The following is a 25,999-nucleotide window of genomic DNA, read 5'->3' as shown; positions in this document are numbered from 1 at the left end:
GAAATAAAAAAAGAGAACCTGGCATTACCTCAGCTCTCCTTTTTATCTTATTCATCCACTACAGTAAACTCGTGGAAAGAATACCGGACATCCTCATCGTTCTGTTCTTCCATATATTCATCCAAAGCCTCCCCGACAGCATTCTTGTCAGGTTTTACATCTTTCCCTATTATCCCAGAGACATACGCTGCCGCCTCTTCGATGGTTGTAAAATGCTCTGAATCATCATCGTAAGAATCCAGGTAATATCTCTCAGGAAAATACTTGCCGCTTGCATCATTGGTATGATACACGCCACATCCGGGTTCTTCTTCACGATAATACACACTCCACGGACAGGATTCCAGTTTCTCGGTTGAGATGAAAGGCAATGACACCGATAGTTTATTACAGGAAATCGAAGAATATTACGAAGGCTTCGACCTTGACTATGAAGCCTGCCTATGGATTGGCAAGAACGGCGCACCTTACCGAATCAAAGACATCGTGAACGATATGGAGCAGGCAGAAGCCATGATAGAAAAACTTTATGAGACATTAAAAACAACCATGCAATGAAAACGAAAAACCTCTACACACGAGACGCCGAAAAGGCAGGGATAAGCCGTTCCCAAAACTTTCACCGCACGGGGTTTACAACGTCTCGAGCGAACCCGAAATTTACTACAACATGGCTCATTAAATTGATATTCATTATGAAAAGAACAAGTTACAGGAAAGATTTTCAGAGTTGGAAAGGTATGGTGGCTCTAAAATTACTCTGTTGCAATATAGTCGCAGGCCGTTTTGATTGGAAGAAGTACGCTGCTATGACAGAGGGCGGGTTGGCAATGAAATTATTCAAGGAGTGGTGTATAGTGTTTAATATTCTTACTTTTAGTTATATGTCTTTTCCTGAATTTTTGCAAATTCTTTGGAAAAACCAACCGCCATACAATAAATCTTCGTAACTTTAACCTCTGAAAACATAATGATAATCGCTTAGAATGTCAGTTGAATACTACAAATATATTGCTTTTATTATTATATTGCTGATTTTCAAATGAATAAATTTAATCTTTATTACCGACTCACATTATATTTACAGAATTAGAAGCAACGGAATATGGCACAGACTTTTTATACCAAATGGCAATCTTCTGTCCTTGCAGACGCAGAAGCTTATGTTTCAGATGAATACAGCAATTTTCAAACAGCATTGTTGCGTGAAATATCCAGATATGCAGAAGCCGTGGGTGCAGTGGTCGTATCCGAGAATAAGGGGCATTACTATACAAGTTGCTTCATTGAACGTAACGGTAAGTTCGTATACCTGAATCATTCCGCAGATATGCGGATGGATGATGGGATAAGGATAGAACTCGGTTCGTTCATGATACGGACTGCCCGGCACGCAAAGGATTATACCGGTGGAAGCAATCAATATTGTGATATGCCGCAGTTACAGTCAATGATTGACAAACTATTGTCGTAATGATAACATATAGCCCGTAGCGGAATGGAAAACCGGTAGGGACTATAAGAATGCGGAGCGATTTCACTTACTTGACTATGACACTTTTGTCTTCCAGTTATGTCATACATTCCACTTACGTTTCACACTCTTGTCTCCGACCAACCCGAAGAAAGAAAAAAAGAAACCAAGTATTACCTCAGTTTCTCTTTTTGGTTTGACTATAACAGATTGAGTTCTGTCTCTTCTCCGTTCTGATAGCAATGGATGTCCAGATTTTCTGTAACCATCCATTGGCAACTGTTAAGTCTGAATCCGTATCTCTCCTCGATGGTTGAAAGGAAAGATTCAAAGTCCTCATATTCCTCTGATTCTCTCAGTTCTTCGTCCGTCAGCTTTATGATATTCAGACAGCCGACAAAAAAGTCTAGAATCAATACATACTTAGGTTCCATAATTTCAATCCTCTTTTAAGTTATACCTTTTAATCAGTTTATATACAGTTGATTTGGAGAAGCTGCATCCCTGGGAAGTAACGAATCCCTCCCTGTTCAGAATATCCGCTATCTCCTTCAGGGTATGGTTCTCCTTGATTAATGTACGGAGCATTGCGACAGCTCTCGTATTATTAGGGTTATTGTCCGCTTTCCGCTTACAAGTCTTGATACTGTTCCGGATAGCTTGCTTATGCTTATCCATCAAGTGTTCCGGATTGCCAAGTCTGAATCCTCTTGCTTTCTTGGCCTGCAATGATGCTTTCGTTCTGGCTGCTATCAATTCAGCTTCGTATTGAGATATTGCGGACAGGATATGCAGCATCATCTTGTTTGCCTGTGGGAAATCGCAGAATACTATATCCACATCACTTTCTAACAGGTTGGACAGAAATGAAACCGACCTTGCCAGTCTATCCAGTTTTGCTACAATCAACGTTGCTCCATCTTTTCTACATAGGGCCAACGCTTCCTTAAGTTTGGGTCTGTCCTTTTTCCGGCCCGATTCAATTTCGATATATTCAGCAACCGGAGTTTTTCCACAGAGGTATTTCTGTATTATCTCCCTCTGTGCGTCAAGTCCCAGTCCTGAGTATCCTTGTTTTTGTGTGCTCACCCGAAGATAAGCCACATATTGGTTTTCATTCTTCATCGTCTTTTTTTTAATAGTTTTAACAGTGGTTCCACAGGCTGGATGTTCGTCTAATCTATGGAACCATTCACGTTGGTTCATAAAAAAGGCTTTCCATGAGATTTCGAGTTCCAATAAAATCTACTCCCTCACAGAAAGCCCGTTGTCACATTTCCCGATTTTTCAGGGAACTGCTAATACCTTATAATATTATATGTTTCAGCAATCCTCTTTTCATAATCATCGGTTTTCTCTACAAGTTCATCCACCTCGGAAACAAGCATGTCAAAGTAGATGTCTTCCCTCTTATCCCTGATTTCTCCATCCTCACCAATCAGACAGACTTCAAACAGGTCCGCACCTTCATTCAAGACTATCTGAACTTTTCCGGTGTGCTTGAATCCGTTGACCTTGAATTCAATACCACACTTTATCACTTTCACTGTCTCAATCTCAACTCCCCAGGACATAAGGACGGGGAGATCGGATTTCAGGATTGACCAGATATACCTGGCCAGTTCCAAATCGTAATTCATGTCTCTTTCCATACTTCCAAAGTTTTTAGGTCCGTACTTTTTTCTTCATATATATCTTCTTCATCATCACACCAGAACATCCGGTAATCCTCACATATCCTTCGATAATCCTCCAGCCCGAAATGAGGAAAATTGGTGGAATACATGTCATGAAGGTCTTCAGGGGTTAAAGTCGGGTCATGGTTCAGCATATCGTAAACCTCATCCTCAAATTCATAGGGGCTGAAATATGAATCAGTCAGTACATGAGGATATACATCAGTACAATCCTCTATGATATGCTCTACAAACAGCAGGCATTTCAGCAGGTCTTTCTTTATTGTTATCTCCTCGTCAGAATGGGCATTGTAGTAACCGCATGAGACATTGATGCAGGAGACCCCAAGTCCGTTTTCTTTCAATGCCAGAACATCGGTCATCAAGCCGTTCTCCTCCCTGTAACCCCATTTTTCAGGTTCAAGGGCTTCTATAAACTTTTCGGAACACAAGTCAGAATATCCGATACTTGTAATCAGATCCGAATTACCCTTTCTGTCAGGCTGGATAACGAACCTCACGTCATCGAAGAGGGACATCGCCGCTTCAGAACTTCCCCTGCATCCGGTCTCCTCCTCTCTGAAAAACATTACTTTAATAGAATCATACTTCTTCAGGCATTCAAGGCAGATGAACACTCCGTTCTTGTCATCGGCTCCCAGATTCTCAAATCTCCTGTTCTTGGGCGAATAACCGAATATGATTTCCCTGGTCTCCACCGCCTTGAAATCCTTTGAATGCTTGCAGTGTGAAACCTGGTCGATATGGCTCACCAGGCAGGGATAAGTTTCAGCTTTACCCTTGACTACATACAGGTTCCCGAATTTATCCTTTGATATTGATATGTGTCCGGGGAGTTGTTTTATATAGGAACAGAGGAACTTCACCATCTTCTGTTCCTTTCCGCTGGGGCTGTAGATACTATACAGCTTCTTCAATAATTGTATATTCATGATTTATTTCTTTTTTAAGTTTATAACCATACGGGAGATTGGTACTCGGATTTACTGTATCAAATACATCCTCACCGAACTCCCATACATCTTCATTCTCAATCAATCCATCCAAAGTGTCTATACCAATGGATTTCTCTTCATATACTCCTTCCGAGTCATTCCAGATATTGATCCGGGTTATATCATCAAGGTTCTCATACCATGCTTCATCATACTCGGAATAATACCAGTTCTTCCGCTTGAACTCATTTTCCGCTTTCTCCATACATTCCTTGCAGCAATAATGCTCTTCTGTCACCTCGGAGTATTCCGCATTATCTTTCAGCAGGTTCTCTCCACAATTGTCACAGCATACACAATCGTTCTCATGGTGATATTCATTCTTTGATTCAATCCATACAAAATCATCCAGGTTCTCTGAATCCACCCAGATCTCCCTTCCGTTCCGATAGCAACAAATTGTTGCTGAACAATAGTATTGGTGGTAAGCATCCCATTCCCCATCATCTTCATCATCATCCCCGTAAAGATTAAGGTCTGTTGTATCAAGGTTGTATGAGGTCCCGGAGTTTTCGTAGTTATAGGCTTTGTTCTGATTATAACTATACCATTTGAAAGAATCCTGATAGGAAAGCGTGTCTTCCAGTTCCAGTTCACAATCTATTTCAAATTTTCTGTCAGACAACGAGTTGCCACAAACATCCACAAATGCGTTCGCCTCATGACAGGAAGCACCGATCACCTTGTAGCCGTCAATATAATCTTCCTGAATAAGTTTATCCACAAGCAGGCGTTTCAATACATCATCACCTTCCGAGGAATACTGCCTTTCAAGCAGCCTCCATTTCTTGCCGTCCTGATCCGTAACATCGGTAAAAAGAATGGCTCTCGCTACAATCAGACCTGTTTTATCAGTTATGTAAGCCGCCTTTGCCTTCACCGCATCATGATAGAACGAAGTCCTGTTCTCATCCACCATGCATGAACCGAAACTCCCTTTACAATAGTTACTATCATAGATTCTCCCAAAATCATTGTTGACATGAAGTTCCATATCAGGTGATTTCCCATGAGTATAAGTACACCATTGCTGGGTGAAAACATCCCCTGCAATCCAGTTTACGACACAAGGCGAGAGTAGTTTCCCTATCCCTGTTTCAAGTATAAGCTCCCTCATGAACTTTCCGGCTCTCATCTTGAAAACCCGGTTACGTTCAATGTTGACATAGCGGACCGAACTTTTATCCAGATCCTCACACAGGCCTTTGGCTTCGTCAGTCCTATATTTGGCGGAATGGTATGTCTTGCCTATCAGTTCCACCTCATACGGTAATTCTTCATCATTCTTGCCCGACCCGATAACGGCTTCAACCACTCTTTTCTGCAGGGCAGCCATATCATATATATGTAGCAGGGCATAGTCGTCATGTTCCCTGCAATACTTCAGTAGTACAGGATTTTTCAGGTGGGCCAGCAATATCCTGTTCTTTCTTACCGCCACACCATTTTCTCTCTTTTCAAGTCCGAAACGGGCCTTGAATTCTTCATAACCATAAAAATTATAGTATAACATAATCTTCTGAATTTTAAATTGTCGGTAAATAAAAAAGGAGGGATACTTCCTTTTTATCGGAAATATCCCTCCCCGGAATATTAGTCTTGGTATCTCTCAACCGTTTCAGATGAATGGTATCGTCTCGTCCTCCAGAACTCCCGATTCCACTATCTTCTTACAAATCTCATGCGAAGCCTTGTTTCTCAGGTCATATCCGTAATCTTCACTTCCCATAATCTTAATCACTTCAACCATACTTCTGAATAAGGTCTGTTGCAGGGTCCTGTGGAATGTGGTAACTGCAATAGCGAACCTTTTCTCATTCCACCCATAGTCGTTCAGGGCATGTTCAAGTTCTTTTGCAGCCTTGAACTCCCTGCTGTTTTCCAATTCGTATCTTTCCATAATATTCATTATTGTTTATATATTATTCCTATTGCAATGATTTAGAATAAGCACCTTTCCTACATTCATCTATACGTGACTGACATTCCTCCGTTACTTCCTTTAGAATCTCGGCACATCTTTTATCAGAACAGCCTTGCAGCAATCTGTCTATGTATGTCATAATATCATTCACTTCCATATCATATATCTGTCAAAGGGTTCAACAAAAAAGGGAGAAAGAACCGGTTTGCCATATTTTAGTTCTTTCTCCCTTGTGAGTTAATTTATTTTCAGGTCTAACTCAAAAACCATCCGTAATTCTCAGTATCTTCACCGTTTAAAGCTCTCTGGATACCTACAGAAAAATCAGTACAGTTCTGATTGCGCTCCAGGAACTTGTCTATGTAGGATTGTTTGGCGGCATCATTGAGTAGCTGCATCAAATCCCAACAAGTAATATTCTCTCTGCCACGTAACCCGAAATTAGGGTTCTCTATATAGCCTTTCGTAGCTGCGTTTACATTGGAATCACCCAGGATTACCTTCGGCAGTTCTCTGAGTTGTGAAGCAGGCAAGGCTTGATACAATCTGAGCCTGCCTATTATCTGACAGAACTGTTCTTGTGAAATCTTGGTTCTTCCCAGGTTTTCAAGAAGTCTCAAATTTTGCTCCGGTTTGAAATCTTGAAATAGTCTGAGTGCTGAACTATAAATATCTGCATCACTCATTACTTCCAGTCGTCCGGTCAAGCCATCGTTGGTCAGCATCAGATTTGAGCACACACGAACCCTCCACCCGATAAAGATCTTGAATTTCTCGGGTGATTTTCGGGCGTATAAGTTTTCCTCGTTCAGGCTTCTTACACCTCCGATACATAAATGTACTTCCTCGCCGTTCATCATTCTGCTCATGGAACGGATATGAAAACAGAAAGCCATACGTTGATAATAGATGGTCTCGTCCTCCGGTCTAAGCTCTTCTTTCCTTTTTGTCAATGCTCCCGGAACCCTGCCTAAAATCTTATGTGAAACTCTGATTTCCGTGTTTCCAAAGTTCTCTCCGGTAAAATACATTCTTGCAGCATCTTCTACCTGGTGGATAAATTTCTGGTGGCTGATTGTTAGCTGGTTGTCTCCGAAGCTGGGTACAATACAGTTCCTTTCAAGTTCTTCAAGTGTTATTCCCGAAGTGTTGCTCTCAATAAAATTAGGATGCTCTTTCTGTTCTTCTTCAGATACGATTATAGCATCTTCGACACCAATTGCATCCATCATTCTTGTTACCATTCCGATTGTTCTTGGAATGATAGTAAGTTCATTAGTCATTGTTTCCATACTCTTGTTATTTTTTAGTCGGTTAATAAAATGCGGTGAAAAACAAAAAGCCAAGAGGTGTTATTTCTTTGCTTTTATAAATATTCCTCTTAGCTTCTTTATCCCTTTGAGTATTGAAGTTGCTACCTCCAATACCGTTATTATCACGTCCGCTTTCTTGTCATAATCCATTCATCAGACGTTCTATCAGTTTTCAGTCGCAGCATCAACGGCCTTGACTTCACCCGTGGCAATCTTCTTTTTTCCGAATTTGCCACAATACTTTTCTGCAAGCTCGATTACTACGGAACCTGCCACGATAATCTCGGCCACATAAGCTGCGACCTTCAATCCTTTAATTAAATTTCCCATGTCTCTTAGTTGTTTTAAATTGTTAGTTATTATGTTTCTATTCTCTATTTCTCTTATATACTTTTCTCATATATAAGGCTTTGAAGGGAAATCAAGGAAGGGAAGAAGAAAAAAATAGACCAATCTTTCGACTGGTTGTGATAGTTGAACCGTTGTAAATAGCTCCTCGCATTTACTTGGCCTATCATGCGGCATACATTCTTTCGTGGGGAACTTTATGTCTTGTCCACATACTGGAATTGCTACGCATCATCGAATCTCCATCTTATCCATCGTCTGAAAATAAGAGTGACCCGGTAATTGTTTTTATCATTAATGCTTGAAGCTGACGCACCTTATCTTAATGGTGCTGAATTATACTCCAAGCCATTTTCTCATATATAAGGATTTGAAGGGATTGGAGAGGGAAGATTATAAAAAATACAGCTTTGTCTTCATGTGAATATTGAGAATATATTATATAAAATAACTTTTAGCAAAAAGATGCTTGGGGGTGAACTTTAGTTAAAACTATTTCAAGAGAGTAATAGGCTTGTATTAGCAAAATAGCTCTATTTTATAGCATATGAATATCTTAAATTATAGATATCAACAATATCTTTACACAAACTATCCAAAGAAGGCATTATAAATGACCTTGTGATTCCTATTTTTTTAAGTTTGCGCAATATCTCTCTCTTATTATGTGCGCGGATTATATATTTGGCAAAAATGTATCCGAAATCTTCTTTCCATGGTTCTGGATAAAGTACAAATAAACCGTTTTGATTTTTATATCTAACATCTGTCATATTAGGAACTAATAAAGTTATTGCGGGAAATGAAAGTATGTCATCTTTATCTTCATTGAAAACCCTCATTGAGAATGGATAACTATGATAAACAACTCCATCTTTATCAAAATTTGAACAACATGCAAAATATAATGCAATCAAGGGATTATAAGTCCAATCAAGAAGTCTCGTTGGAAGTCCATAGTGCTGTGCAAGAAACAAAAATTCTTTATCATTCTTCGGACGCGTATCTGTAAACATTGAATATTTTCTTTTAAAATCTACAAATATCTTCCTCTCATATTGTTTCAGTACATCCTCTTGCCCTTCATTAAACCTTCGACCTATTGAGGGAATTAATTTATATTCAGAAGATGACTGTCCTCTGAAGAAATCTATTTCAGGGACTCCATATTGAACAGACATAAAATCTTCCAAAGTTTGTATAATTAATTTTTTCATCAATGGTATTATTATGTATTTAGTTATAAGATAGCTTATATTCACTGCAAATATACTCATTTTGTAAGAAGTGACACATAAGGATACTTCAAAACGCTATAAAATACTTCCTGCTATTTAAAGTAATTGGAAATGAAAGTTCAAAGATTTATATGAGGCTCTCCCCTTATGCAATTTGGTACTCTGAATCTTTTTGTTTACCTTTGTAGTAACCAATATATTAGACAATTATGAATAGCAACAATAAGAATCAGATAATCCGTTTTGACTGGGCTATGAAACGCCTGCTCAGAAACAAGGCCAATTTCAGTGTCCTTGAAGGTCTGCTCACTACTTTATTGGGTGAGAAAATCATTATTCAGCGACTCCTGGAAAGTGAAAGCAATCAGGAGGATGAGTATGACAAGTATAACCGTGTCGATATGCTTGCCGAGAACTCCAAGGGTGAACTGGTGCTGATAGAGGTGCAGAACAATAATGAATACGCCTACTTCCAGCGTATGTTGTTCGGCACTTCGAAGCTGGTGACTGAATATATCAATAGGGGAGAAAGCTATGACAAGGTTCGTAAGGTATATAGCGTTAATATCGTCTATTTCTCTCTGGGACATGGTACGGACTATGTGTATCATGGAAAGACGGAGTTCAGAGGCATCCACACCAACGATCTTCTTGAACTCACTCCATTCCAGAAGCAGACATTCAAGGTGGATACGGTAAGTCAGCTATATCCTGAATATTATATCCTGAAAGTAAACGGTTTCAATCAGGTAGCCAAAAGTCCCCTGGAAGAATGGATCTACTACCTGAATACCGGAGAGATACCTTCCAGTGCTACAGCTCCCGGTCTTGAGGAGGCCCGTGAAAGGTTGAAACTGGATAGCATGACTAAGGATGAGCTTGCTGCCTATTATCGTCATCTGGATAATATTGTAATCCTTCGTGATAATATCAATACTGAACGTGAAGAAGGAAGGGCAGAAGGATTACTTAAAGGTCGTGAAGAAGAAAAAAGAGAAAGTGCTCGTAATTTAAAGAAGTTAGGAGTTGCTATTGATATTATCTCAAAAGCTACTGGATTGTCTCAAGATGAAATTGAGTGTTTGTAGTATTTGCTATATTTATCTATTGAAGGGGCAATGTCATGGTATTAAATGCATTGCCCTTTTTCGATGTATTAGTGATTTTTTTAGTGTTCATGTTTTAGTATTTTTGCTTTAGGTTATTAGACTTGTGTTCCCGTTTGTGTTCCCTGCCTTAAAATTTTATATATTCTCTAGTTTTTATCTAAGAATGATAATTGTATAGTGGCTATATATACATACTTTTTTATTAGTATTACTAAATTGAAACAAGATGGATTGTGATTATCAGCAAATAAAATGGGGCTTAAAGGTGATTTTTTTGTGTTCCCGCCGTGTTCCCATGAATTCGAAATAAAAAAGACCGCCAAGAGTGGAAGCCTCTCAACAGTCTCAATTTCAATGATTTATTTTGTAGCGGGACCCGGGATTGAACCGGGGACCTCATGATTATGAATCATGCGCTCTAACCAGCTGAGCTATCCCGCCATCATTTCTCGATTGCGGGTGCAAAGATATAGCTTTTATTTAAATTGCCAAAACTTTTATGGATATTTTCTGCTTTTTCTTTTGCTGATAGGGTGCTGAAGTGGTTTGCAGTACTTTTTATTAAAAGTCTTTGTATAACATTATCAATGAATTAGGGGTGTATGGAAAGGGAGGTATAAATAAATTTGATGATTTATTTTCTGTAATTAGAAAAAAGTATTTATCTTGGCTGGCGCAATAAAAAGCAGAATAGACTATGGAAAGAAAGAAAATACATTTGGAATATCTCTTGAATGCGACTTCTAAAAGTATTCTTTGGGCAGCGATAAGTACCCCTACTGGTTTGGAGGGCTGGTTTGCTGATAGGGTTCAGTCAGACGATAAAACAGTAACCTTTTTTTGGGGAAAAACAGAAAAACGTGATGCCGAGATTATTGCCGTGCGGGCGTATTCATTCATCCGCTTCCGCTGGCTGGACGATGAGAACGAGCGAGAATACTTTGAACTGAAGATGACAAACAATGAGTTGACCAATGATTTCGTATTGGAGATAACAGACTTTGCCGATATAGACGAGGTGGGTGATTCGCGTGAATTATGGGAATCGCAAGTGGATACTTTGCGAAGAACTTGTGGTTTTTAGTTAACTTTAGATTAAAAATTTCCCGTACTCCCTTTTTTTGTACTACTTTTGTGCTCTCATTGCATGAAACGAGTAAAATGCTGCGCATAAAAAAGTTAGATATATTTGTTTTGAAGAGCTTTTGCATGCTCTTTATGGGTACTTTCTTCATCTGCCTCTTCATCTTTATGATGCAGTTTTTATGGAGGTATGTGGACGAAATGGTAGGAAAAGGATTGGAGATGACTGTCCTTGCACAGTTTTTCTTTTATTCTGCGCTTTCGTTGGTACCTGCGTCGTTGCCGCTGGCTATTCTGCTGGCTGCCCTTATCACCTTTGGAAATTTCGGAGAACGTTTTGAATTACTTGCCATGAAGGCAGCCGGTATTTCTTTATTGAAAATCATGCGGCCCCTGATTATCTTTATTTGTTTCATCTGTTGTGTCTCTTTCTATTTCCAAAATGTCATAGGACCAAAAGCCCAAACAAAATTATGGACTTTGCTTATTTCCATGAAGCAGAAATCTCCCGAAGTGGATATTCCTGAAGGTGTGTTCTACGATGAAATAGATGGTTATAATCTGTATGTGAAGCATAAGAACCGCAAAACTGGTATGCTGTATGACGTACTGATATATAATTTTGAGAAAGGTTTTGAGAATGCTCAAATTATCAAGTCTGATTCGGGACGTCTGGAGATGACGGCTGACAAACAGCATTTATATTTGCATTTATACAGTGGTGAGCAGTTTGAGAATTTGAAATCGCAGAACATGAACCAAAGGAATGTGCCTTACCGGCGTGAGACATTCCGCGAAAAGCATGCAATCATTGAGTTCAATTCGGATTTTAATATGGTGGATGCAGGTATCATGAGTAATCAGTCCAACAGTAAGGATATGAGAATGCTGCAGGCGGATATTGATTCCATGAAATTGCAGAATGACAGTGTGGGACGTGGTTATTATAAAGAAGCTATGGCAGGAACTTATAAGGTGACAGCCAGCTTGTCTAAAGAGGATACATTGAAGATTGAAAAGGCCTATTTAGGTGAGTACAATGTAGACAGCCTCTACAATGTGGCTACACTGATGCAGAAACAGAAGGTTATATCCACGGCCGTCAGCCGTGCAGAGAGTGCGGGGAGTGACTGGAGTTTTAAGAGCTTTAATATATCGCAGACTGAAAGCAGCCTTCGACGGCACATGACTTCCTGGCATGAGAAACTGACTCTTTCTCTGGCATGTCTCATCTTCTTCTTTATTGGTGCGCCACTCGGAGGAATTATCCGTAAAGGAGGCTTGGGAATGCCGGTGGTGGTTTCTGTATTGATTTTTATTATCTATTACATCATCAACAATACGGGGTATAAGATGGCCCGTGACGGACAGTGGGTTGTCTGGATGGGTATGTGGACCAGTACTGCTGTCTTGGCTCCATTGGGTGCGTTCTTGACATATAAATCCAACAATGATTCAGTGGTATTGAATGCTGATGCTTATATAAATTGGTTCAAGAAGGTTGTGGGTATTCGCAGTGTACGCCATCTGTTCCGTAAGGAAGTAATCATCCATGATCCTGATTATACACGTATTCCGGAAGAGCTGAAGGCTTTGTCCGTAGACTGTCGTGAATATGCTGATAGAAAGGGGTTGAAACGTGCTCCCAATTACTTTAAATTGTGGATGACTGATAGCCAGGATGAGGCAGTGGAAGATATTAACGAACGTTTGGAGAGTCTGATAGATGAGATGTCGAATACAAGATCCGTTACTTTGTTGACAGCGCTGAACACCTATCCGGTCATCCCCATCCATGCGCATGTCCGTCCGTTCCGCAATTATTGGTTAAACTTGCTCTGCGGTATTGTTTTCCCGATAGGCTTGTTCTTTTATTTCCGTATCTGGGCATTCCGTATCCGTCTGAATAAGGATATGGAGCGGATTATCAAGACAAATGAAGATGTGATTGGAATCATAGAAAGAGATCAGAATAAATAAAAACAAAATAGATTATGGAAAATGTAAAGTTGAATACGATAGAAGAGGCCATTGAAGACTTCAAAGCCGGTAACTTTGTGATTGTTGTGGATGATGAGGACCGTGAGAATGAGGGTGATTTGATAATTGCAGCTGAAAAGATTACACCGGAGAAAGTAAACTTTATGTTGAAGCATGCCCGTGGTGTACTTTGTGCTCCAATTACAGTTTCGCGTTGCAAGGAACTGGATTTGCCGCATCAGGTATCGGATAATACTTCTGTATTGGGTACTCCCTTTACGGTGACTATTGACAAGTTGGAAGGTTGCAGTACCGGGGTTTCTGCGGCAGACCGCGCTGCTACTATCCAGGCGTTGGCCGATCCGGCTTCTACTCCGGCCACTTTCGGGCGTCCTGGCCACATTAATCCATTGTATGCCCAGGAGAAAGGTGTGTTGCGCCGTGCCGGACATACGGAGGCTACTATTGATATGGCACGTTTGGCTGGACTTTATCCGGCGGGAGCCCTTATGGAAATAATGAATGAGGATGGTACAATGGCCCGTTTGCCCGAATTGCGCAGAATGGCAGATGAATTTGGCTTGAAATTGATTTCTATCCGTGACTTGATTGCCTACCGTTTGAAGCAGGAGTCTATTGTAGAAAAAGGAGTGGAAGTGGATATGCCTACAGACCACGGTCATTTCCGTTTGATTCCTTTCCGCCAGAAGTCGAACGGTTTGGAACATGTAGCTTTGTTCAAGGGTACTTGGGAATTGGATGAACCGATTCTGGTGCGTGTACATTCTTCTTGTGCCACTGGTGATATATTCAATTCCAAACGCTGTGATTGTGGCGAGCAGCTGCATAAGGCAATGGAGATGATAGAGAAAGCCGGTAAGGGGGTAGTTGTATATCTGAATCAGGAAGGTCGCGGCATTGGCCTGATGGAAAAAATGAAAGCATATAAATTGCAGGAAGAAGGCATGGATACTGTGGATGCTAATATTTGCCTGGGACATCTGGCAGACGAGCGTGATTATGGTGTGGGTGCCCAGATTCTTCGTGAGATAGGAGTGCACAAAATGCGGCTGATGACCAATAATCCCGTGAAACGTGTGGGCTTGGAGGCTTACGGTTTGGAAATAACGGAGAACGTAGCTATTGAGACTACTCCGAATCCATACAACGAGCGTTATCTCCGTACCAAGAAAGAACGTATGGGACATACACTTCATTTCAATAAGTAACTGTCTTTTTGTTTTCTTATATCAAAGAAAATCGCTTATTTTGCAACCGGATTTGCGTAACAATCATTAAATAGTAACAAAATGAACCAATTATCAGATCGTTTAAACAGTTTGTCGCCTTCTGCGACACTGGCTATGTCTCAAAAGAGCGCAGAGCTGAAGGCTCAAGGCGTAGACGTAATTAACCTGAGTGTGGGAGAACCGGACTTCAATACTCCCGACCACATTAAAGAGGCTGCGAAAAAGGCGATAGACGATAACTTTTCTCGCTATTCTCCAGTGCCGGGTTATCCTGCCTTACGTAATGCAATTGTAGAGAAGTTGAAGAAGGAAAACGGTCTGGAATATACCGCCGCACAAATTTCTTGCGCCAATGGTGCCAAGCAGTCGGTTTGCAATGCAATCCTGGTATTGGTAAATCCGGGTGACGAAGTAATTGTACCTGCTCCCTATTGGGTCAGTTATCCGGAAATGGTAAAGTTGGCTGAGGGTACGCCGGTTATCGTACCTGCCGGTATCGACCAGGACTTTAAGATAACACCTGCACAGCTGGAGGCTGCCATCACCCCGAAGACAAAGGCGCTGATTCTTTGCTCTCCCTCTAACCCTACGGGTTCGGTGTACAGCAAGGAGGAGTTGGCAGGCCTGGCCGCAGTATTGGCAAAGTATCCGCAGGTTGTTGTGATTGCCGATGAGATTTACGAACATATCAACTATATCGGCAAGCATCAGAGCATAGCACAATTCCCCGAAATGAAAGAGCGTACGGTCATTGTGAATGGTGTTTCCAAAGCATATGCAATGACTGGTTGGCGTATCGGTTTCATTGCAGGTCCGGAATGGCTTGTGAAGGCTTGCAATAAATTGCAGGGACAGTATACTTCCGGTCCTTGTTCTGTATCTCAGAAGGCTGCTGAGGCTGCTTATACGGGTACACAAGTTCCGGTGGAGGAAATGCGCAAGGCTTTCGAGCGTCGTCGTGATTTGATTGTAAAGTTGGCCAAGGAAGTTCCGGGTTTCGAGGTGAATGTACCGGAAGGTGCTTTCTATCTGTTCCCTAAATGCGATTCATTCTTCGGTAAATCTGCCGGAGAACGTAAAATCAATGATTCAGATGATTTGGCCATGTATCTGTTGGAAGTGGCTCATGTGGCTTGCGTAGGTGGTGCTTCTTTCGGAGCTCCCGAATGCATTCGTATGAGTTATGCAACCAGCGATGAAAATATAGTTGAAGCTATCCGTCGTATAAAAGAAGCACTGGCTAATCTGAAGTGATTCTAACTTCTTCTACAAACTTATTTTAGCAAGACATCTGTCATGCTGTCACGAACAGTTCGTTTCATCAAAGCGGACTGTTCGTTTTGTTATGACGAACACTTTGTTTTGTTATGACGAACACTTTGTTTCATTATAGCGAACACTCTGTTCTATACAGTATAAACACTTTGTTTTATATTATACGAACATTTTGTTTTCTACTATATGAACACTTTGTTTTATACTTATGGAACAAAGTGTTCATGTCTGTGAACTAACGTATTATCCGTATATAGAAAATAACAATGAGGGGGGTGAAGGTACTGAATCTCACGTGGGGGATATAAAAAAGCGCAGGCAGTTTATCTACCCACGCTTTTGTTTTTGATACTGGGATTGTATTATTCTCCCGGATGAATTGCTTCAGAAGGACAAACATCTGCACAAGTACCACACTCTGTGCAAGTCTCAGGGTCGATATGATAGATATCACCTTCAGAGATAGCGCCAACCGGACACTCGTCGATACAAGTTCCGCAAGCAATACAATCGTCACTAATTACGTAAGCCATTTTCTTTTAGATTTAAATTATTATTAGTACTAATTCGTTTGGCAAAAATAGTGGTTTTCTTTATTACTTGCTATCAATCTTGATTAAAAACGTATAATTTGTATGTCGTCTAAATAAGGAGTCGAGAAAGCGACACAGCATACCGCAGAGACTGAAAAATGTTCGTTTTTGAATTTCGTAAACGAATTGCTCTGATACTATTGGCTTTAGCTGGAGCTTAAGCCGATTTTCAACTTTTAAGAAAGAGTCGGATAGGTAAAAGTAATCACTGCGATTTCTCCTTCTTCGACATTCTCGGTTTGATAGGTACCTTTGAAATGTTCAAAGAACAACTGGTTGATTTTCTGTTGCACTGATACTTTTTGAGAGGCAAACCTGGGATCGGCTATCGGGCTGTTCTCTATCCGGCATGCTATGATGTGTTTGTCCGGATGGTTGACCAAGAACATGCTGACTTTGCGCGTTTCTTTACAGTCGTTCGGATAAAGCAGCATACTTGTCACTATTTGTGTAAGGCGGTTGACGTCGGTATGGATACGCGCATCTCCTACCTCCACTTGTAGTTTCAGGAGGATATGGCCTTCACTGCGCATTTGTATTAGAAAACCTAGTTCGTTGCACCATTCTTTTACATAACAATCCTGCAATTGAAATTTCATCATATTCGCTTCCAGGCGTGAGAGGTCCAATACGTCGTTTACCAGTTGGATAAGCTCACCCGAATTGGCCTGGATAATACCGGAATACTCTTTTCGCTCTTCTTCATCCAGCTCGTTGTCGGTGGAAAGCAGTTGGGAGAAACCGACTACATTGTTCAGTGGAATACGGATATTATAACTCATATTGGCAAGGAAACGGCTTTTTACTTCGTTGGCTTCTTCGGCAATAATTGCCAATTTACGCATTTCCTTCTCATCTTGTTGCAGCCGCTTCCTGCTTCTATACATATGTAGGTTGAAAAGTAACAAGGCTATAATGATGATAATGGAGGTGACCAGACAGATACGGTGAAAACTGGCTTGCCGCTGTTCTTTTTGGAGAAGCAGTTGGTCCATATTATATAGGCTTTGTATCTGTTCTATCTGTGAGGTGGAGAATACTGTATATAACGAATCTCTTGCCTTGGTTATTTGTTTATAGATAGGAAGTGCGTCGTCCGGAAACCCCATCTTTACTAGTATATCCGCTTTCTGAAGTCCATAAATCATGGCATCATCCAGTGAAATAGGGGTTACAAGTTCAATGGCGTCTTCTAAATAAGCCAACGCTTTGTCGTATTCTTTTGTCAGTTGGTAATATTCGGCATATGCTGCCAAACGTATCAACCGATAAGGAAGAAATGAAGATGTACTGAGATGCCGTTCTGATTGCTGCAAATATTCCCATGCTTCCGCAGGCCGTTGAAGGCGGGTATAGTAAAGGGCGTATTGTAAATCTATGAGCAGATACAAATTGGTATAGCCGTTTGTCAGTACGGTGGTGCCTTCTTCCTGCAATCTATTTTTGGCATTGTTGAGTTCCTCCAGATACCGGAACATGTTGCCATTGTCATGCAGATATGAGTAAGCCAGTACCGCTTTTGTCAATAAATCAATCTGAGTGGCAAGGGAGGAGTCCGGATTTGTCAGTTCAAAAGCCTTGTTCAGGTAGGTGATTCCTTCTTTGTAACGTAAGGTATTGAAATATCCGGTCATCAGGCATAGGCATGCTTCGCGCATACCGTCATGGTTGCCGAGACTTTGAGCTTTGTCGTACATGTCTTGTGCTTGTTTGAGGGCTAATTCAATCTTCTGGCTGATGATATAGCATTCTATCATCATCTTTTTGCCTCTGAAGTAATGGCGGTAGTAGTTGTGCTCTTCAGACAACTGTTCGAGCCTCCTCAGCCATTGTTCTGCACGTTTTTGGTCCAGTAGGTTGTAGTAATAAATAATGTGCGCATATATGGCCGCACTCTGGTAAAGTATATTTTTCTGGGCGATGGCCTCTTCCAGTAATTTGTTCTCGTAATAGATGAATGTCGGTGACAGTTGGTCAAGCAGTGCTATCTGATATAGGGTTTCCAATCTGGTGGTATCGGCTGGGGAGGCTAGATATATACGTAGCAGGCTATCCTTGACTTCTGCCCGTCGCACATCTGCGTGTGTGGACGGCAACAGCCAGCATAAGGCAATGAGCAATGTAAATATCTGTTTCATTTTCTGTTCTCCTTTCTGGCTGTCTGGCTTATGGGGTGGGTGAAACAGAAGCGTGAGCCTTCGGCATACTCTGAATCAATCCATATTTGTCCTCCGATATGTTCTATGATAAGTTGGCATATGGAGAGCCCCAACCCACTGCCTTGAACATTTTCATTCAGCTTTTCAAAACGTTGGAAAATGTTGGTTTGCCTATCTTTGGGAATGCCGCAACCGGTATCTGTTACGGTGAATAGTACGGTGTCGTTCGTTTCTTTTTCCAGCTTTAGGACAATGCTGCCTTGTGGGGTAAATTTGGTAGCATTTATCAGTAGGTTAATCAGGACTTGCTGTAGGCGTGAGTCGTCAGTCTCGATGGGCATTTCTTCCAGCTCGGTGGTGAATGTAAGTTCAGCTTGTGTCTGTTTCACTTTATTCACGGTATCTATCACGTTTTTGCAAATGCTTACGGCATCATGTTGTGCAATACAGAATTGCAGTTTGCCGAATTCAAGACTCGATAGATCTATCACGTCGTTAATAAGCTTCAGCAATAGTTCTGAGTTCTGTTGGATAACTTCATTGCACTGACGGCGTGTCTCATCGTCCAGTCCCTCTTCCGTCAATAGGGATGAAAAGCCCGATAATGCATTGAGCGGGGTACGGATTTCGTGGCTCATGTTCGAGAGGAACACGCTTTTTGCACGCATGGCATTTTCGGCATTTATCCGTGATGTTGCCAGTTTTTGGGTGGAGAGCTTCACCTTTTCCCGCTGCCTTTTGAGTAGGATGGCAAGTAGAACAAATAACGTTACTAATGCCATCGTTCCTACCAATATGCTGGTTATGATTTTATTGTATTCGTTATTGCTGGCCGTCTCTATCTTATCTACCTGGTATTTTGCCTTTATCGTATTGATTTGCCGGATATAGTTTTGTGAAGCGAGTGTATCTATAGGAGGATACAATTCCTGGTAGATTCGGCAGGCTTCCATGGCCATGCCTTGTATTTTGCAGAGATAGATTTTTTCCAGCGAAGTCCAGCGGTAATAAGTGGAGCGTTTATTACCGGAGTATTCTGCTTGCAATTTGGAGTAGATGTCCAGAGCTTGTTTCCAGTATTGTTTGTCCCAATTTCCCATGGCTCTATAGTAGGCGGCAGTGGTGTAATCCAAGTGAAACCGGTAGAACTTCTCTGGGTGCAGTTGGTAGATGGAATCCATTTTGTGGAGCCAGATGTTTGCTTCATTAAGATAGTCTTGTGAGAGGTGTCCATGGGAAATGGCAAAATTCGTCTTTTCGATGCAGAAAAAGAAGTCTGTCGGGTAGTCAGGCTCCTGATATAATATTTTCTCCAGTTCTTCCAGGATTTTTTCCGCTTCTTCCAGACGTCCTTTCCGTTGCAGAACGTTGGACATTTTTAAAAGAAGCTGTGCCCTATATGGATGCTGGCCTGAAATGTTGGATAGTTCAGTCAAAGCATCTTGGTATGATTCCAAGGCTTTATCCCCCATGTTGGCTATTGTATTATAGGCGTCTCCAATGGCCTGGTTGGCCACTACCATACCAAATTGGTAGTCTGTAGCTTTGGCTTCTTCGTACATAAGTTGTGCCCGGTTCGTTGCTAAGCTGATATCGCCGCGCAATGTGTAGGCATTGGCCAATTGAAGTTGTAATAGAAAATACGTCGTTCTATCTTCATTTGATTGTAGGGTGGAAAGAAGTTGCTCACTCCACGTAATGACGCTGTCTATGGATATGGAGTCATCATAGAGAACTTGTCTTTTGACCAATGATTGCAGAATACTCTGCTTTTCTTGATTGGCTATTGTATGTGCTGATAAGACAGAAGTATACAATAGCTGCCCCAATAGCATCCATATAATCATTTTTGTTCTCAAATGTTTGTTTGCCTCTTTTGTTTATTATTGGCAAAAATAAATATAAATGAGTAAATAAAAAATTAAATAGATGCTTTTTTCTCCTTTATACTCAATTTGTTAGCAACTTTATGCAGTCGATTGGAAGGAATTAATACAGTTCCAAACCAAACTCTTCTTTTAGTTGTAACAGTGCACTGTTCTTTTGTGCCATCATCTGGAATTTTTCAACGCGTCCATAGGCACGTACCTTTTCGGTAGGAGCACTAATCCGGACAGTCATGGTGACTTTGCGGTTCTTTAGCCGGGTACGTAGGTAATTTTGCAGAGTGGGTATCATGCCGGTAAATTCCTTGGCAACGATTTCATTATCTACCACAGCCTCAAAAGTTGTGTCATTTATTAAAGTGATGCGCATGTTCTGCATACGCTTGGCTATGGCTACTTGCTCCTTGGGCATACGTCCGGCATACTCCTGCCAGTAATAGTTCAAATCCCTTTCATTGAAGATGTAGTCTTCTTCCGGTTGTGCTGCTTGGTGGGCGGCAGTAGGGTTAGATGAAGGGTTTCTTTGTTCCTCTTCTATATGGGGGCGTTTGATGGAGACCCCTAATCCGGACATTTTCATGACCGGAATTTTTTTCTCTTCTCTCCCTTGCGCCATTAATACGGCAGCAGGTGTAGCATGTGGAGTTGTAGTATTGCCATGCTGCGTAGCAGCAGGTTGAGGAGTTCTGTTTGGTTGTACTGCCGGCTGTACAGTTTGTTGGGGCATGGCAGCAGTGGCTTGTGGCTGCTGAACGGCGGCAGGCTGCGTGAATATGGGTTTTATAGCTTGTTTAGGGCTGCGCCCATTGGTACCGTCGTCCTCCTCGGCGGTCAGTTGTGCCACTTGTATCAGAGTAAGCTCTACCAGTAGCCGTTTGTTTTTACTGGCACGGTAGTTCAGGTCACAATCGTTGCAGAGCTTCATGGCACGGTAAAGAAAAGGGAGGGGGCATTGCTGTGCTTGTGCTTGGTAACGTTCGCGGATGCTTGCGCCCACTTCAAGCAACGGCAGTGTCGCCGGGTCTTTGCTGACAAGCAAGTCGCGCAGGTGGGATGAAAGTCCGGTGATGAAGTGGCTGCCGTCGAAGCCTTTGTTGAGCACATCATTCAGTAATAGCAACGCGTCACTGATTTTGTTCTCAAGAAAGAATCCGGTTAGTTTGAAGTAGTATTCATAGTCCAGCACATTGAGGTTTTCAATCACGCTCTTATAGGTGATGTGTCCTCCGGTGAAGCTTACCACCTGGTCGAAGATGGATAGTGCGTCGCGCATACCGCCGTCTGCTTTGAGGGCAATGACATTCAACGCTTCCGGTTCAGCAGTGATACCTTCTTTGGAGGCGACATATGCGAGGTGTGCTACGGTATCTTCCACACCAATCCGGCTGAAATCATATATTTGGCAGCGTGAAAGGATGGTGGGCAGTATCTTGTGCTTCTCGGTAGTGGCAAGGATGAATATGGCATGGCGTGGAGGCTCTTCCAGTGTTTTCAGGAAAGCATTGAAAGCCGAGGCGGACAGCATATGTACCTCGTCAATGATATATACTTTGTATTTACCTATCTGAGGTGGTATGCGTACCTGCTCCACCAATTGGCGGATGTCATCTACAGAGTTGTTTGAGGCGGCATCCAGTTCATGGATATTGTAGGAGCGTTGCTCATTGAAGGCAGTGCAGGATTCACACTGGTTGCATGCTTCACCGTCTGCTGTGGGACTCATGCAGTTGATTGTTTTAGCAAAGATACGGGCACAGGTCGTTTTTCCCACGCCTCTCGGACCGCAAAAAAGATAGGCATGCGCCAATTTTCCGGTGGCAATGGCATTCTTCAAGGTAGTGGTCAGTGCACGTTGGCCTACCACAGACTCAAAGGTCGAGGGACGATATTTCCGTGCAGATACGATATAGTTTTCCATATTCGGGATATTCTTTGCTTTTTGTGCAAATGTACACAAAAAAAAGAAATCTTTCGGTTATTCCTCTTATCTTTGTGACGTGAAGTTATATGATGGGCAAGTTCCATCATGAATGATAAATTGCTAAATAGTAGATAACGAGATGGATAAACTTGCTTCTCTCTGGTCTTTTGTCCGCAAGCATAAATATTTGATTACGCTTGCGTTGTTTGCTGTAATTATCGGGTTCCTGGATGAGAACAGTGTTGTACGCCGTTTGGGTTACGCCCGGGAAGAAAGCCGTCTGCGCGATGAAATAGAAAAGTACCGCAAGGAATACGAGGAGAATACCGAACGGCTCAATGAACTTGCCGTCGACTCCGGTGCCATCGAACGGATTGCCCGTGAGAAGTATCTGATGAAAAAGCCCAATGAGGATATTTATGTATTTGAAGAAGATATAGAAGAATGAAACAACTGATACCCGCCCTTTTTGCAGTAGGGGCCGTGATGCTCCTGGCTGGAGCTGCCGTTTATATTACGGGCTGGCCTCTTTCACCTTATATATATACTGTCGGTGCTACGATGGTTGCTTTGGCACAAATCAATTCTCCGTCCAAGTGTAAAAGTCCCACCGTCAAACGCCTGCGTCGGCAGCAAATATTCGGTGCACTTTTGCTGGTGCTTACGGGGGCATTTATGCTCTTTACAAGGGGCAATGAATGGATTGTGTCTCTGACGATAGCCGCCATTCTTGAGCTTTACACTTCGGTACGTATTCCACAAGAGGAGGCGAAAGAAGGTTTAAGCTAAATCCGGAACATATATTCTGCATAAACAAGAGGGGCTGAACTCTTTTATAGAGCCAGCCCCTTTCTCATTTAGTTAATCTTCTGCGTTATCCGTCTATCTTTCTACCTTTTCTACTGTCAGAACTGCCGAAGAGATACCTGCCGTTACGTCAACAGTGAACCGGTAAGCAACACCGTTTTCCAAACTTTTGCCTTTTACGAGTCCCAAGTTGCCGGCATCACGTCCATTGGTACCGTCACCTATAAATACTAGGTCACTGGTGGTAGACAAGGCATCGTTTTTATATTCACCTCCCCAACCTTGCTGGTGGAAGAACTTGAAGTTGATGTCATCTGATTTGATTTGCTCTCCCGCTACTACCGTCACCTGATATTTCTTTGCTTCAATCTGTGACATGCAGAGCCCTTTCTCTGTGGTCCAACCTACGGCATTGGTTGCTACTGAGGGCTTACCGATGCCATCACCGATAATCCAAAGGGCACCGGTTCCGTCATCGTTCAGTGTATCGGTACTTGTTCCGTTCATTTTCAATACTTCCAAATAATTTAGGTCCAGATTGGCAATGATACGGTAAGTTCCGTCGATGGGTAAAAATTTCAGTGAACCGTCTTCATTCTTTTTGAAGAAGTCGGGATCTATCCAGTACTGGTTGAAGTTGGGAATATCTGCGGTGATGTTGTCCCCTTGTTTCAGGTTGAGGTCGATGCTGTAATGGTTATCATCCACCATTTCCATTTCAGAGCCGTTCAGTAACAATTTCACGAAAGGGGCGGCCGCATAAGTCAGCGTGTTGAAGGAGATGGAATACTTCCCGGCTGACAGACTGGAGAAAGTAATCTCACTGGAAGTACCTTGTGTGATGGCACCGTTACTCCATCCGAAATTGATTTCATTGCCGTTGGCGCCTACTTTAGGAGCTTTGATGTAACCTTTCACTTTTTGTGCAAATTCACTGGTCACACTATACTGATTGGCTGCGACTTTTTCCATGCGGTATTCTTGGTCTCCGGAAATCAGAGTCAGGTAGGAGAAGTCCGGACGACTCAGCGCCACGTCGTAGCTTTTTTCTGTAATCGTAAAGTTGATGTTCTGCAGGATAAACTTCAGTGTAGCTGTTCCGTTGGGAATGTTTGCCAGATAGGGAACATATATTTTCCCGTTATACTCTTGTCCGCTAACTTTGGTACGGATTACAGTTTCGGAAACCATTTCGTCACTGAAGTATAACTGTGCTTTCAGTGTAGAAAGAGGTACATCTGCGTCCGAAGCTTTGATTGTAAAAGGCAGACTGTCGCCGAACAAGGCTGAAGAAGGTTCTGCCTGAAAGTCCATTGTCGGGTTGCCGGGAACCGGATCGTCATCGCTGCAGGCATTCAGCATGGCTATGCTTGCCAATGCCATCAGATAGTATTTAAAGTTTTTCATTATAATCTTCTGTTTAATTTGTTAGTCTTATTTTTTCCAACGATAAGAAACGACTGCTTTAGCCGGTACTTCGTAGGAAAAGTAGTGAGTGCCGTCACTTACAGTAATTCGTTTGGCATCTGCATTGTTGTTTGCCAATACGAAGGCATAGGTGCCGTCAGTGTTTTCAAAGGCCGAGTAGGTGACCCCATTGGCAGTGTAACCAGTCGTTCCGATACGTACAGCACCTGGTTTCACGACTGAAGACATGTGGCCGATAAGGTAATAATGGGAATTGCGGACAATTTTAGAATAGTTTGTATTGTCGATATCTACTGCACCGTAGCAGGTCTTGCAAGAACCGTCTGAAGGGCTTACCGGTCCCAGGTCACTGTCTAACATCAGGTTCCACACAATGGCACCGCGGCACCAGTTGTTGGCTGTCCCCAATGCTATTTCTTCCATATCGTTAAGCAGACGTGCTTCTAAATCGCGGCCGGAGTTCCAGGTGCCGATGGATGTTTCTGTGAAAAGCAATTCCTTGTTGGGGTAAAGCTTATGGATGTTCAGCAGTTCGGAACGGTTACCGCCATAATTGTGGTAGGCAGCACCTGCAATGTACTGTGAGGCTTCCGCATCATCATAAATCTTGGTGGGGTAACTTTTTTGATCGGCCAGATTGTCGTAGTTATAGTTATGGTCGAAAACATAAATCTTTGTGGCAACTCCGGCTTCTTTGAAAGCGGGACCCAGGCCGGTCTTGATGAAGTCACGGGCTTCTTCCCATCCCATAAACAAGGATGCTGAGTTACCGTGGTTCAGCGGTTCGTTCTGCGGAGTCACAGCGTGGATTTTGATACCTTCCTTTTCGAAAGCTTGTATCCATTTTACGAAATATTCGCCATACGTTCTGTAATATTCGGGGTTCAAGTGTCCGCTGGTCCATGAGTCAAAGGGTACACGTTCTTCCAGGCTTTTCACTTTCATCCACTTCGGACATGTCCATGGAGCAGCAATCACTTTGACAGTAGGATTGATTGCTAGAATTTCCTTCAATATAGGAATTACATACTTGGTGTCTTCCATCGGAAGGGCAAAGTGCTCAAGTCCCTTTTCGTCACAGCAAGTAAATTCACTGAATGAGAAGTCGGAACAACCGATGGCAATACGTACATAGCTGAAGCCGTAGCCTTCTTTATCCGAGAATGTCTCAGTCAGAAACTTCGTGCGGTTCTCTTGTGTCATTTGCATCAGGTTGTAACTGGTAGAGCCAGTAATGGCTGCGCCAAAACCGTCCATTTCCTGATAACGGGTGGTGGGGTCGAGTGTCACGGTAGAAGGTGACATGTTGCTTCCGGTGCCGAAGGCCAGTCCAGACTTTTTCAAGTCGTAAGTACGGCTGGTGTTCGTCACATAGATAGTAACATCTTTTGCCTCTTCTGTAGGTTGGTCTGGTGTAGGAGTGACGTCACTGTCATTATCATTGCCGCAGGCTGCCAATACAGCGAAGCAGCCTAATGCGGTAGTGAATATATTTTTCAAATTCATATTCTATTGATTT

25 protein-coding genes, 1 tRNA gene and 1 pseudogene are annotated in these 25,999 nt (G+C 42.2%); 10 read left to right on the top strand and 17 right to left on the bottom strand.

The features are described 5' to 3' along the window. Positions 1-47 precede the first annotated feature (47 nt). The gene (locus EYA81_RS05855; RefSeq protein WP_165491343.1) at positions 48-371 is read right to left on the bottom strand and encodes a hypothetical protein; all 324 of its coding nucleotides are present in this window, start codon (positions 369-371) and stop codon (positions 48-50) included. Here EYA81_RS05855 and EYA81_RS05850 point away from each other — a divergent pair. The 3 genes and pseudogenes from EYA81_RS05850 to EYA81_RS05840 all read left to right on the top strand — a co-directional run. After that, positions 322-558, top strand: a pseudogene (locus tag EYA81_RS05850) (hypothetical protein); the annotation flags it as partial. The gene EYA81_RS05855 and the pseudogene EYA81_RS05850 sit on opposite strands and share 50 nt — an antisense overlap. Then, on the top strand, positions 555-950 hold the full coding sequence (locus tag EYA81_RS19170; RefSeq protein WP_165491342.1) for a hypothetical protein: 396 nt from the start codon (positions 555-557) through the stop codon (positions 948-950). The pseudogene EYA81_RS05850 and the gene EYA81_RS19170, both read left to right, overlap by 4 nt. A gap of 155 nt (positions 951-1,105) precedes the next feature. After that, positions 1,106-1,474: a hypothetical protein gene (locus EYA81_RS05840; protein WP_131225475.1), complete on the top strand. Its 369-nt coding sequence runs from the start codon at positions 1,106-1,108 to the stop codon at positions 1,472-1,474. 200 nt (positions 1,475-1,674) lie between these two features. On the opposite strand, the gene EYA81_RS05835 is transcribed toward EYA81_RS05840, so the two are convergent. From EYA81_RS05835 to EYA81_RS05800, 9 genes are all read right to left on the bottom strand, one after another. Then, positions 1,675-1,908 (bottom strand): hypothetical protein, encoded by a 234-nt coding sequence (locus EYA81_RS05835; protein ID WP_131225474.1) that lies wholly within the window; start codon positions 1,906-1,908, stop codon positions 1,675-1,677. Positions 1,909-1,912: 4 nt separating this feature from the next. Next, the gene (locus tag EYA81_RS05830; RefSeq protein WP_131225473.1) at positions 1,913-2,599 is read right to left on the bottom strand and encodes a recombinase family protein; all 687 of its coding nucleotides are present in this window, start codon (positions 2,597-2,599) and stop codon (positions 1,913-1,915) included. 173 nt (positions 2,600-2,772) lie between these two features. Continuing rightward, positions 2,773-3,126, bottom strand: coding sequence for a hypothetical protein (locus EYA81_RS05825; RefSeq protein ID WP_131225472.1), 354 nt, complete (start codon positions 3,124-3,126; stop codon positions 2,773-2,775). Then, positions 3,111-4,103: a hypothetical protein gene (locus EYA81_RS05820; RefSeq protein ID WP_131225471.1), complete on the bottom strand. Its 993-nt coding sequence runs from the start codon at positions 4,101-4,103 to the stop codon at positions 3,111-3,113. The genes EYA81_RS05825 and EYA81_RS05820 overlap by 16 nt, the downstream gene beginning before the upstream one ends. Continuing rightward, entirely contained in the window at positions 4,072-5,679 is a 1,608-nt protein-coding gene (locus EYA81_RS05815; protein WP_131225470.1) for a hypothetical protein, read from the bottom strand. The genes EYA81_RS05820 and EYA81_RS05815 overlap by 32 nt, the downstream gene beginning before the upstream one ends. Before the next feature lie 105 nt (positions 5,680-5,784). After that, a complete protein-coding gene (locus tag EYA81_RS05810; protein ID WP_025074902.1) occupies positions 5,785-6,066 on the bottom strand; it encodes a hypothetical protein in 282 nt (93 codons plus the stop codon). 278 nt (positions 6,067-6,344) lie between these two features. Continuing rightward, positions 6,345-7,382 carry a DUF3871 family protein gene (locus tag EYA81_RS05805; protein ID WP_131225469.1) on the bottom strand — a complete coding sequence of 346 codons (1,038 nt, stop codon included), beginning with the start codon at positions 7,380-7,382 and terminating at the stop codon, positions 6,345-6,347. 186 nt (positions 7,383-7,568) lie between these two features. Then, on the bottom strand, positions 7,569-7,733 hold the full coding sequence (locus EYA81_RS19165; protein WP_005824152.1) for a hypothetical protein: 165 nt from the start codon (positions 7,731-7,733) through the stop codon (positions 7,569-7,571). Positions 7,734-8,284: 551 nt separating this feature from the next. Next, positions 8,285-8,968, bottom strand: a complete 684-nt coding sequence (locus EYA81_RS05800; RefSeq protein ID WP_131225468.1) for an FRG domain-containing protein — start codon at positions 8,966-8,968, stop codon at positions 8,285-8,287. A gap of 230 nt (positions 8,969-9,198) precedes the next feature. Between EYA81_RS05800 and EYA81_RS05795 the strand changes: the two genes are divergently transcribed. Then, the gene (locus tag EYA81_RS05795) at positions 9,199-10,077 is read left to right on the top strand and encodes an Rpn family recombination-promoting nuclease/putative transposase (RefSeq protein WP_131225467.1); all 879 of its coding nucleotides are present in this window, start codon (positions 9,199-9,201) and stop codon (positions 10,075-10,077) included. A 388-nt stretch (positions 10,078-10,465) separates the two neighbouring features. Here the strand turns inward: EYA81_RS05795 and EYA81_RS05790 are convergent. Then, positions 10,466-10,539: transfer RNA gene (locus EYA81_RS05790), tRNA-Met, on the bottom strand. Positions 10,540-10,795: 256 nt separating this feature from the next. Between EYA81_RS05790 and EYA81_RS05785 the strand changes: the two genes are divergently transcribed. From EYA81_RS05785 to EYA81_RS05770, 4 genes are all read left to right on the top strand, one after another. Further along, positions 10,796-11,182, top strand: a complete 387-nt coding sequence (locus tag EYA81_RS05785; protein ID WP_005824726.1) for an START-like domain-containing protein — start codon at positions 10,796-10,798, stop codon at positions 11,180-11,182. 77 nt (positions 11,183-11,259) lie between these two features. Further along, on the top strand, positions 11,260-13,161 hold the full coding sequence (locus EYA81_RS05780; RefSeq protein WP_005824727.1) for an LptF/LptG family permease: 1,902 nt from the start codon (positions 11,260-11,262) through the stop codon (positions 13,159-13,161). A gap of 14 nt (positions 13,162-13,175) precedes the next feature. Continuing rightward, on the top strand, positions 13,176-14,390 hold the full coding sequence (locus EYA81_RS05775) for a bifunctional 3,4-dihydroxy-2-butanone-4-phosphate synthase/GTP cyclohydrolase II (protein WP_005824728.1): 1,215 nt from the start codon (positions 13,176-13,178) through the stop codon (positions 14,388-14,390). Positions 14,391-14,471: 81 nt separating this feature from the next. Continuing rightward, positions 14,472-15,665 (top strand): pyridoxal phosphate-dependent aminotransferase, encoded by a 1,194-nt coding sequence (locus tag EYA81_RS05770; protein ID WP_005834870.1) that lies wholly within the window; start codon positions 14,472-14,474, stop codon positions 15,663-15,665. Positions 15,666-16,048: 383 nt separating this feature from the next. On the opposite strand, the gene EYA81_RS05765 is transcribed toward EYA81_RS05770, so the two are convergent. From EYA81_RS05765 to EYA81_RS05750, 4 genes are all read right to left on the bottom strand, one after another. Then, the gene (locus EYA81_RS05765) at positions 16,049-16,219 is read right to left on the bottom strand and encodes a DUF362 domain-containing protein (protein WP_005834872.1); all 171 of its coding nucleotides are present in this window, start codon (positions 16,217-16,219) and stop codon (positions 16,049-16,051) included. A gap of 236 nt (positions 16,220-16,455) precedes the next feature. Continuing rightward, a complete protein-coding gene (locus EYA81_RS05760) occupies positions 16,456-18,417 on the bottom strand; it encodes a HAMP domain-containing sensor histidine kinase (RefSeq protein WP_119962288.1) in 1,962 nt (653 codons plus the stop codon). Beyond that, entirely contained in the window at positions 18,414-20,285 is a 1,872-nt protein-coding gene (locus EYA81_RS05755) for a sensor histidine kinase (RefSeq protein WP_119962289.1), read from the bottom strand. Before EYA81_RS05755 ends, EYA81_RS05760 begins: the two co-directional genes overlap by 4 nt. 142 nt (positions 20,286-20,427) lie before the next feature. Further along, positions 20,428-22,242 (bottom strand): DNA polymerase III subunit gamma/tau, encoded by a 1,815-nt coding sequence (locus tag EYA81_RS05750; RefSeq protein ID WP_119962290.1) that lies wholly within the window; start codon positions 22,240-22,242, stop codon positions 20,428-20,430. 142 nt (positions 22,243-22,384) lie between these two features. Between EYA81_RS05750 and EYA81_RS05745 the strand changes: the two genes are divergently transcribed. Both EYA81_RS05745 and EYA81_RS05740 read left to right on the top strand, forming a co-directional pair. Then, positions 22,385-22,693 carry a septum formation initiator family protein gene (locus tag EYA81_RS05745; RefSeq protein WP_005824736.1) on the top strand — a complete coding sequence of 103 codons (309 nt, stop codon included), beginning with the start codon at positions 22,385-22,387 and terminating at the stop codon, positions 22,691-22,693. Next, positions 22,690-23,034 (top strand): hypothetical protein, encoded by a 345-nt coding sequence (locus EYA81_RS05740; RefSeq protein WP_117601294.1) that lies wholly within the window; start codon positions 22,690-22,692, stop codon positions 23,032-23,034. The genes EYA81_RS05745 and EYA81_RS05740 overlap by 4 nt, the downstream gene beginning before the upstream one ends. 93 nt (positions 23,035-23,127) lie before the next feature. Here EYA81_RS05740 and EYA81_RS05735 read toward each other — a convergent pair whose 3' ends face one another. Both EYA81_RS05735 and EYA81_RS05730 read right to left on the bottom strand, forming a co-directional pair. Continuing rightward, positions 23,128-24,459, bottom strand: coding sequence for a DUF5125 domain-containing protein (locus EYA81_RS05735; RefSeq protein ID WP_131225466.1), 1,332 nt, complete (start codon positions 24,457-24,459; stop codon positions 23,128-23,130). Between the two features lie 27 nt (positions 24,460-24,486). Next, positions 24,487-25,986, bottom strand: coding sequence for a glycoside hydrolase family 30 beta sandwich domain-containing protein (locus tag EYA81_RS05730; protein WP_117601292.1), 1,500 nt, complete (start codon positions 25,984-25,986; stop codon positions 24,487-24,489). Positions 25,987-25,999: the final 13 nt, after the last annotated feature.

The organism is Bacteroides sp. A1C1, assembly GCF_004328515.1.
Taxonomy (GTDB): Bacteria; Bacteroidota; Bacteroidia; order Bacteroidales; family Bacteroidaceae; genus Bacteroides; species Bacteroides uniformis.
The sequence above is the reverse complement of the archived record's forward strand: the minus strand, read 5'-3'. Positions and strand labels throughout refer to the sequence as shown.

Excerpts from the sequence above, each read along its gene's own strand:
- EYA81_RS05835 (WP_131225474.1), bottom strand. The coding sequence starts at position 1,908 with ATGGAACCTAAGTATGTATTGATTCTAGACTTTTTTGTCGGCTGTCTG.
- EYA81_RS05735 (WP_131225466.1), bottom strand. The coding sequence starts at position 24,459 with ATGAAAAACTTTAAATACTATCTGATGGCATTGGCAAGCATAGCCATG.
- EYA81_RS05740 (WP_117601294.1), top strand. The coding sequence starts at position 22,690 with ATGAAACAACTGATACCCGCCCTTTTTGCAGTAGGGGCCGTGATGCTC.
- EYA81_RS05825 (WP_131225472.1), bottom strand. The coding sequence starts at position 3,126 with ATGGAAAGAGACATGAATTACGATTTGGAACTGGCCAGGTATATCTGG.
- EYA81_RS05760 (WP_119962288.1), bottom strand. The coding sequence starts at position 18,417 with ATGAAACAGATATTTACATTGCTCATTGCCTTATGCTGGCTGTTGCCG.
- EYA81_RS05805 (WP_131225469.1), bottom strand. The coding sequence starts at position 7,382 with ATGGAAACAATGACTAATGAACTTACTATCATTCCAAGAACAATCGGA.
- EYA81_RS05840 (WP_131225475.1), top strand. The coding sequence starts at position 1,106 with ATGGCACAGACTTTTTATACCAAATGGCAATCTTCTGTCCTTGCAGAC.
- EYA81_RS05755 (WP_119962289.1), bottom strand. The coding sequence starts at position 20,285 with ATGATTATATGGATGCTATTGGGGCAGCTATTGTATACTTCTGTCTTA.
- EYA81_RS05745 (WP_005824736.1), top strand. The coding sequence starts at position 22,385 with ATGGATAAACTTGCTTCTCTCTGGTCTTTTGTCCGCAAGCATAAATAT.
- EYA81_RS05730 (WP_117601292.1), bottom strand. The coding sequence starts at position 25,986 with ATGAATTTGAAAAATATATTCACTACCGCATTAGGCTGCTTCGCTGTA.
- EYA81_RS05780 (WP_005824727.1), top strand. The coding sequence starts at position 11,260 with ATGCTGCGCATAAAAAAGTTAGATATATTTGTTTTGAAGAGCTTTTGC.
- EYA81_RS05750 (WP_119962290.1), bottom strand. The coding sequence starts at position 22,242 with ATGGAAAACTATATCGTATCTGCACGGAAATATCGTCCCTCGACCTTT.
- EYA81_RS19170 (WP_165491342.1), top strand. The coding sequence starts at position 555 with ATGAAAACGAAAAACCTCTACACACGAGACGCCGAAAAGGCAGGGATA.
- EYA81_RS05820 (WP_131225471.1), bottom strand. The coding sequence starts at position 4,103 with ATGAATATACAATTATTGAAGAAGCTGTATAGTATCTACAGCCCCAGC.
- EYA81_RS05765 (WP_005834872.1), bottom strand. The coding sequence starts at position 16,219 with ATGGCTTACGTAATTAGTGACGATTGTATTGCTTGCGGAACTTGTATC.
- EYA81_RS19165 (WP_005824152.1), bottom strand. The coding sequence starts at position 7,733 with ATGGGAAATTTAATTAAAGGATTGAAGGTCGCAGCTTATGTGGCCGAG.
- EYA81_RS05785 (WP_005824726.1), top strand. The coding sequence starts at position 10,796 with ATGGAAAGAAAGAAAATACATTTGGAATATCTCTTGAATGCGACTTCT.
- EYA81_RS05775 (WP_005824728.1), top strand. The coding sequence starts at position 13,176 with ATGGAAAATGTAAAGTTGAATACGATAGAAGAGGCCATTGAAGACTTC.
- EYA81_RS05770 (WP_005834870.1), top strand. The coding sequence starts at position 14,472 with ATGAACCAATTATCAGATCGTTTAAACAGTTTGTCGCCTTCTGCGACA.
- EYA81_RS05795 (WP_131225467.1), top strand. The coding sequence starts at position 9,199 with ATGAATAGCAACAATAAGAATCAGATAATCCGTTTTGACTGGGCTATG.
- EYA81_RS05815 (WP_131225470.1), bottom strand. The coding sequence starts at position 5,679 with ATGTTATACTATAATTTTTATGGTTATGAAGAATTCAAGGCCCGTTTC.
- EYA81_RS05800 (WP_131225468.1), bottom strand. The coding sequence starts at position 8,968 with ATGAAAAAATTAATTATACAAACTTTGGAAGATTTTATGTCTGTTCAA.
- EYA81_RS05830 (WP_131225473.1), bottom strand. The coding sequence starts at position 2,599 with ATGAAGAATGAAAACCAATATGTGGCTTATCTTCGGGTGAGCACACAA.
- EYA81_RS05810 (WP_025074902.1), bottom strand. The coding sequence starts at position 6,066 with ATGGAAAGATACGAATTGGAAAACAGCAGGGAGTTCAAGGCTGCAAAA.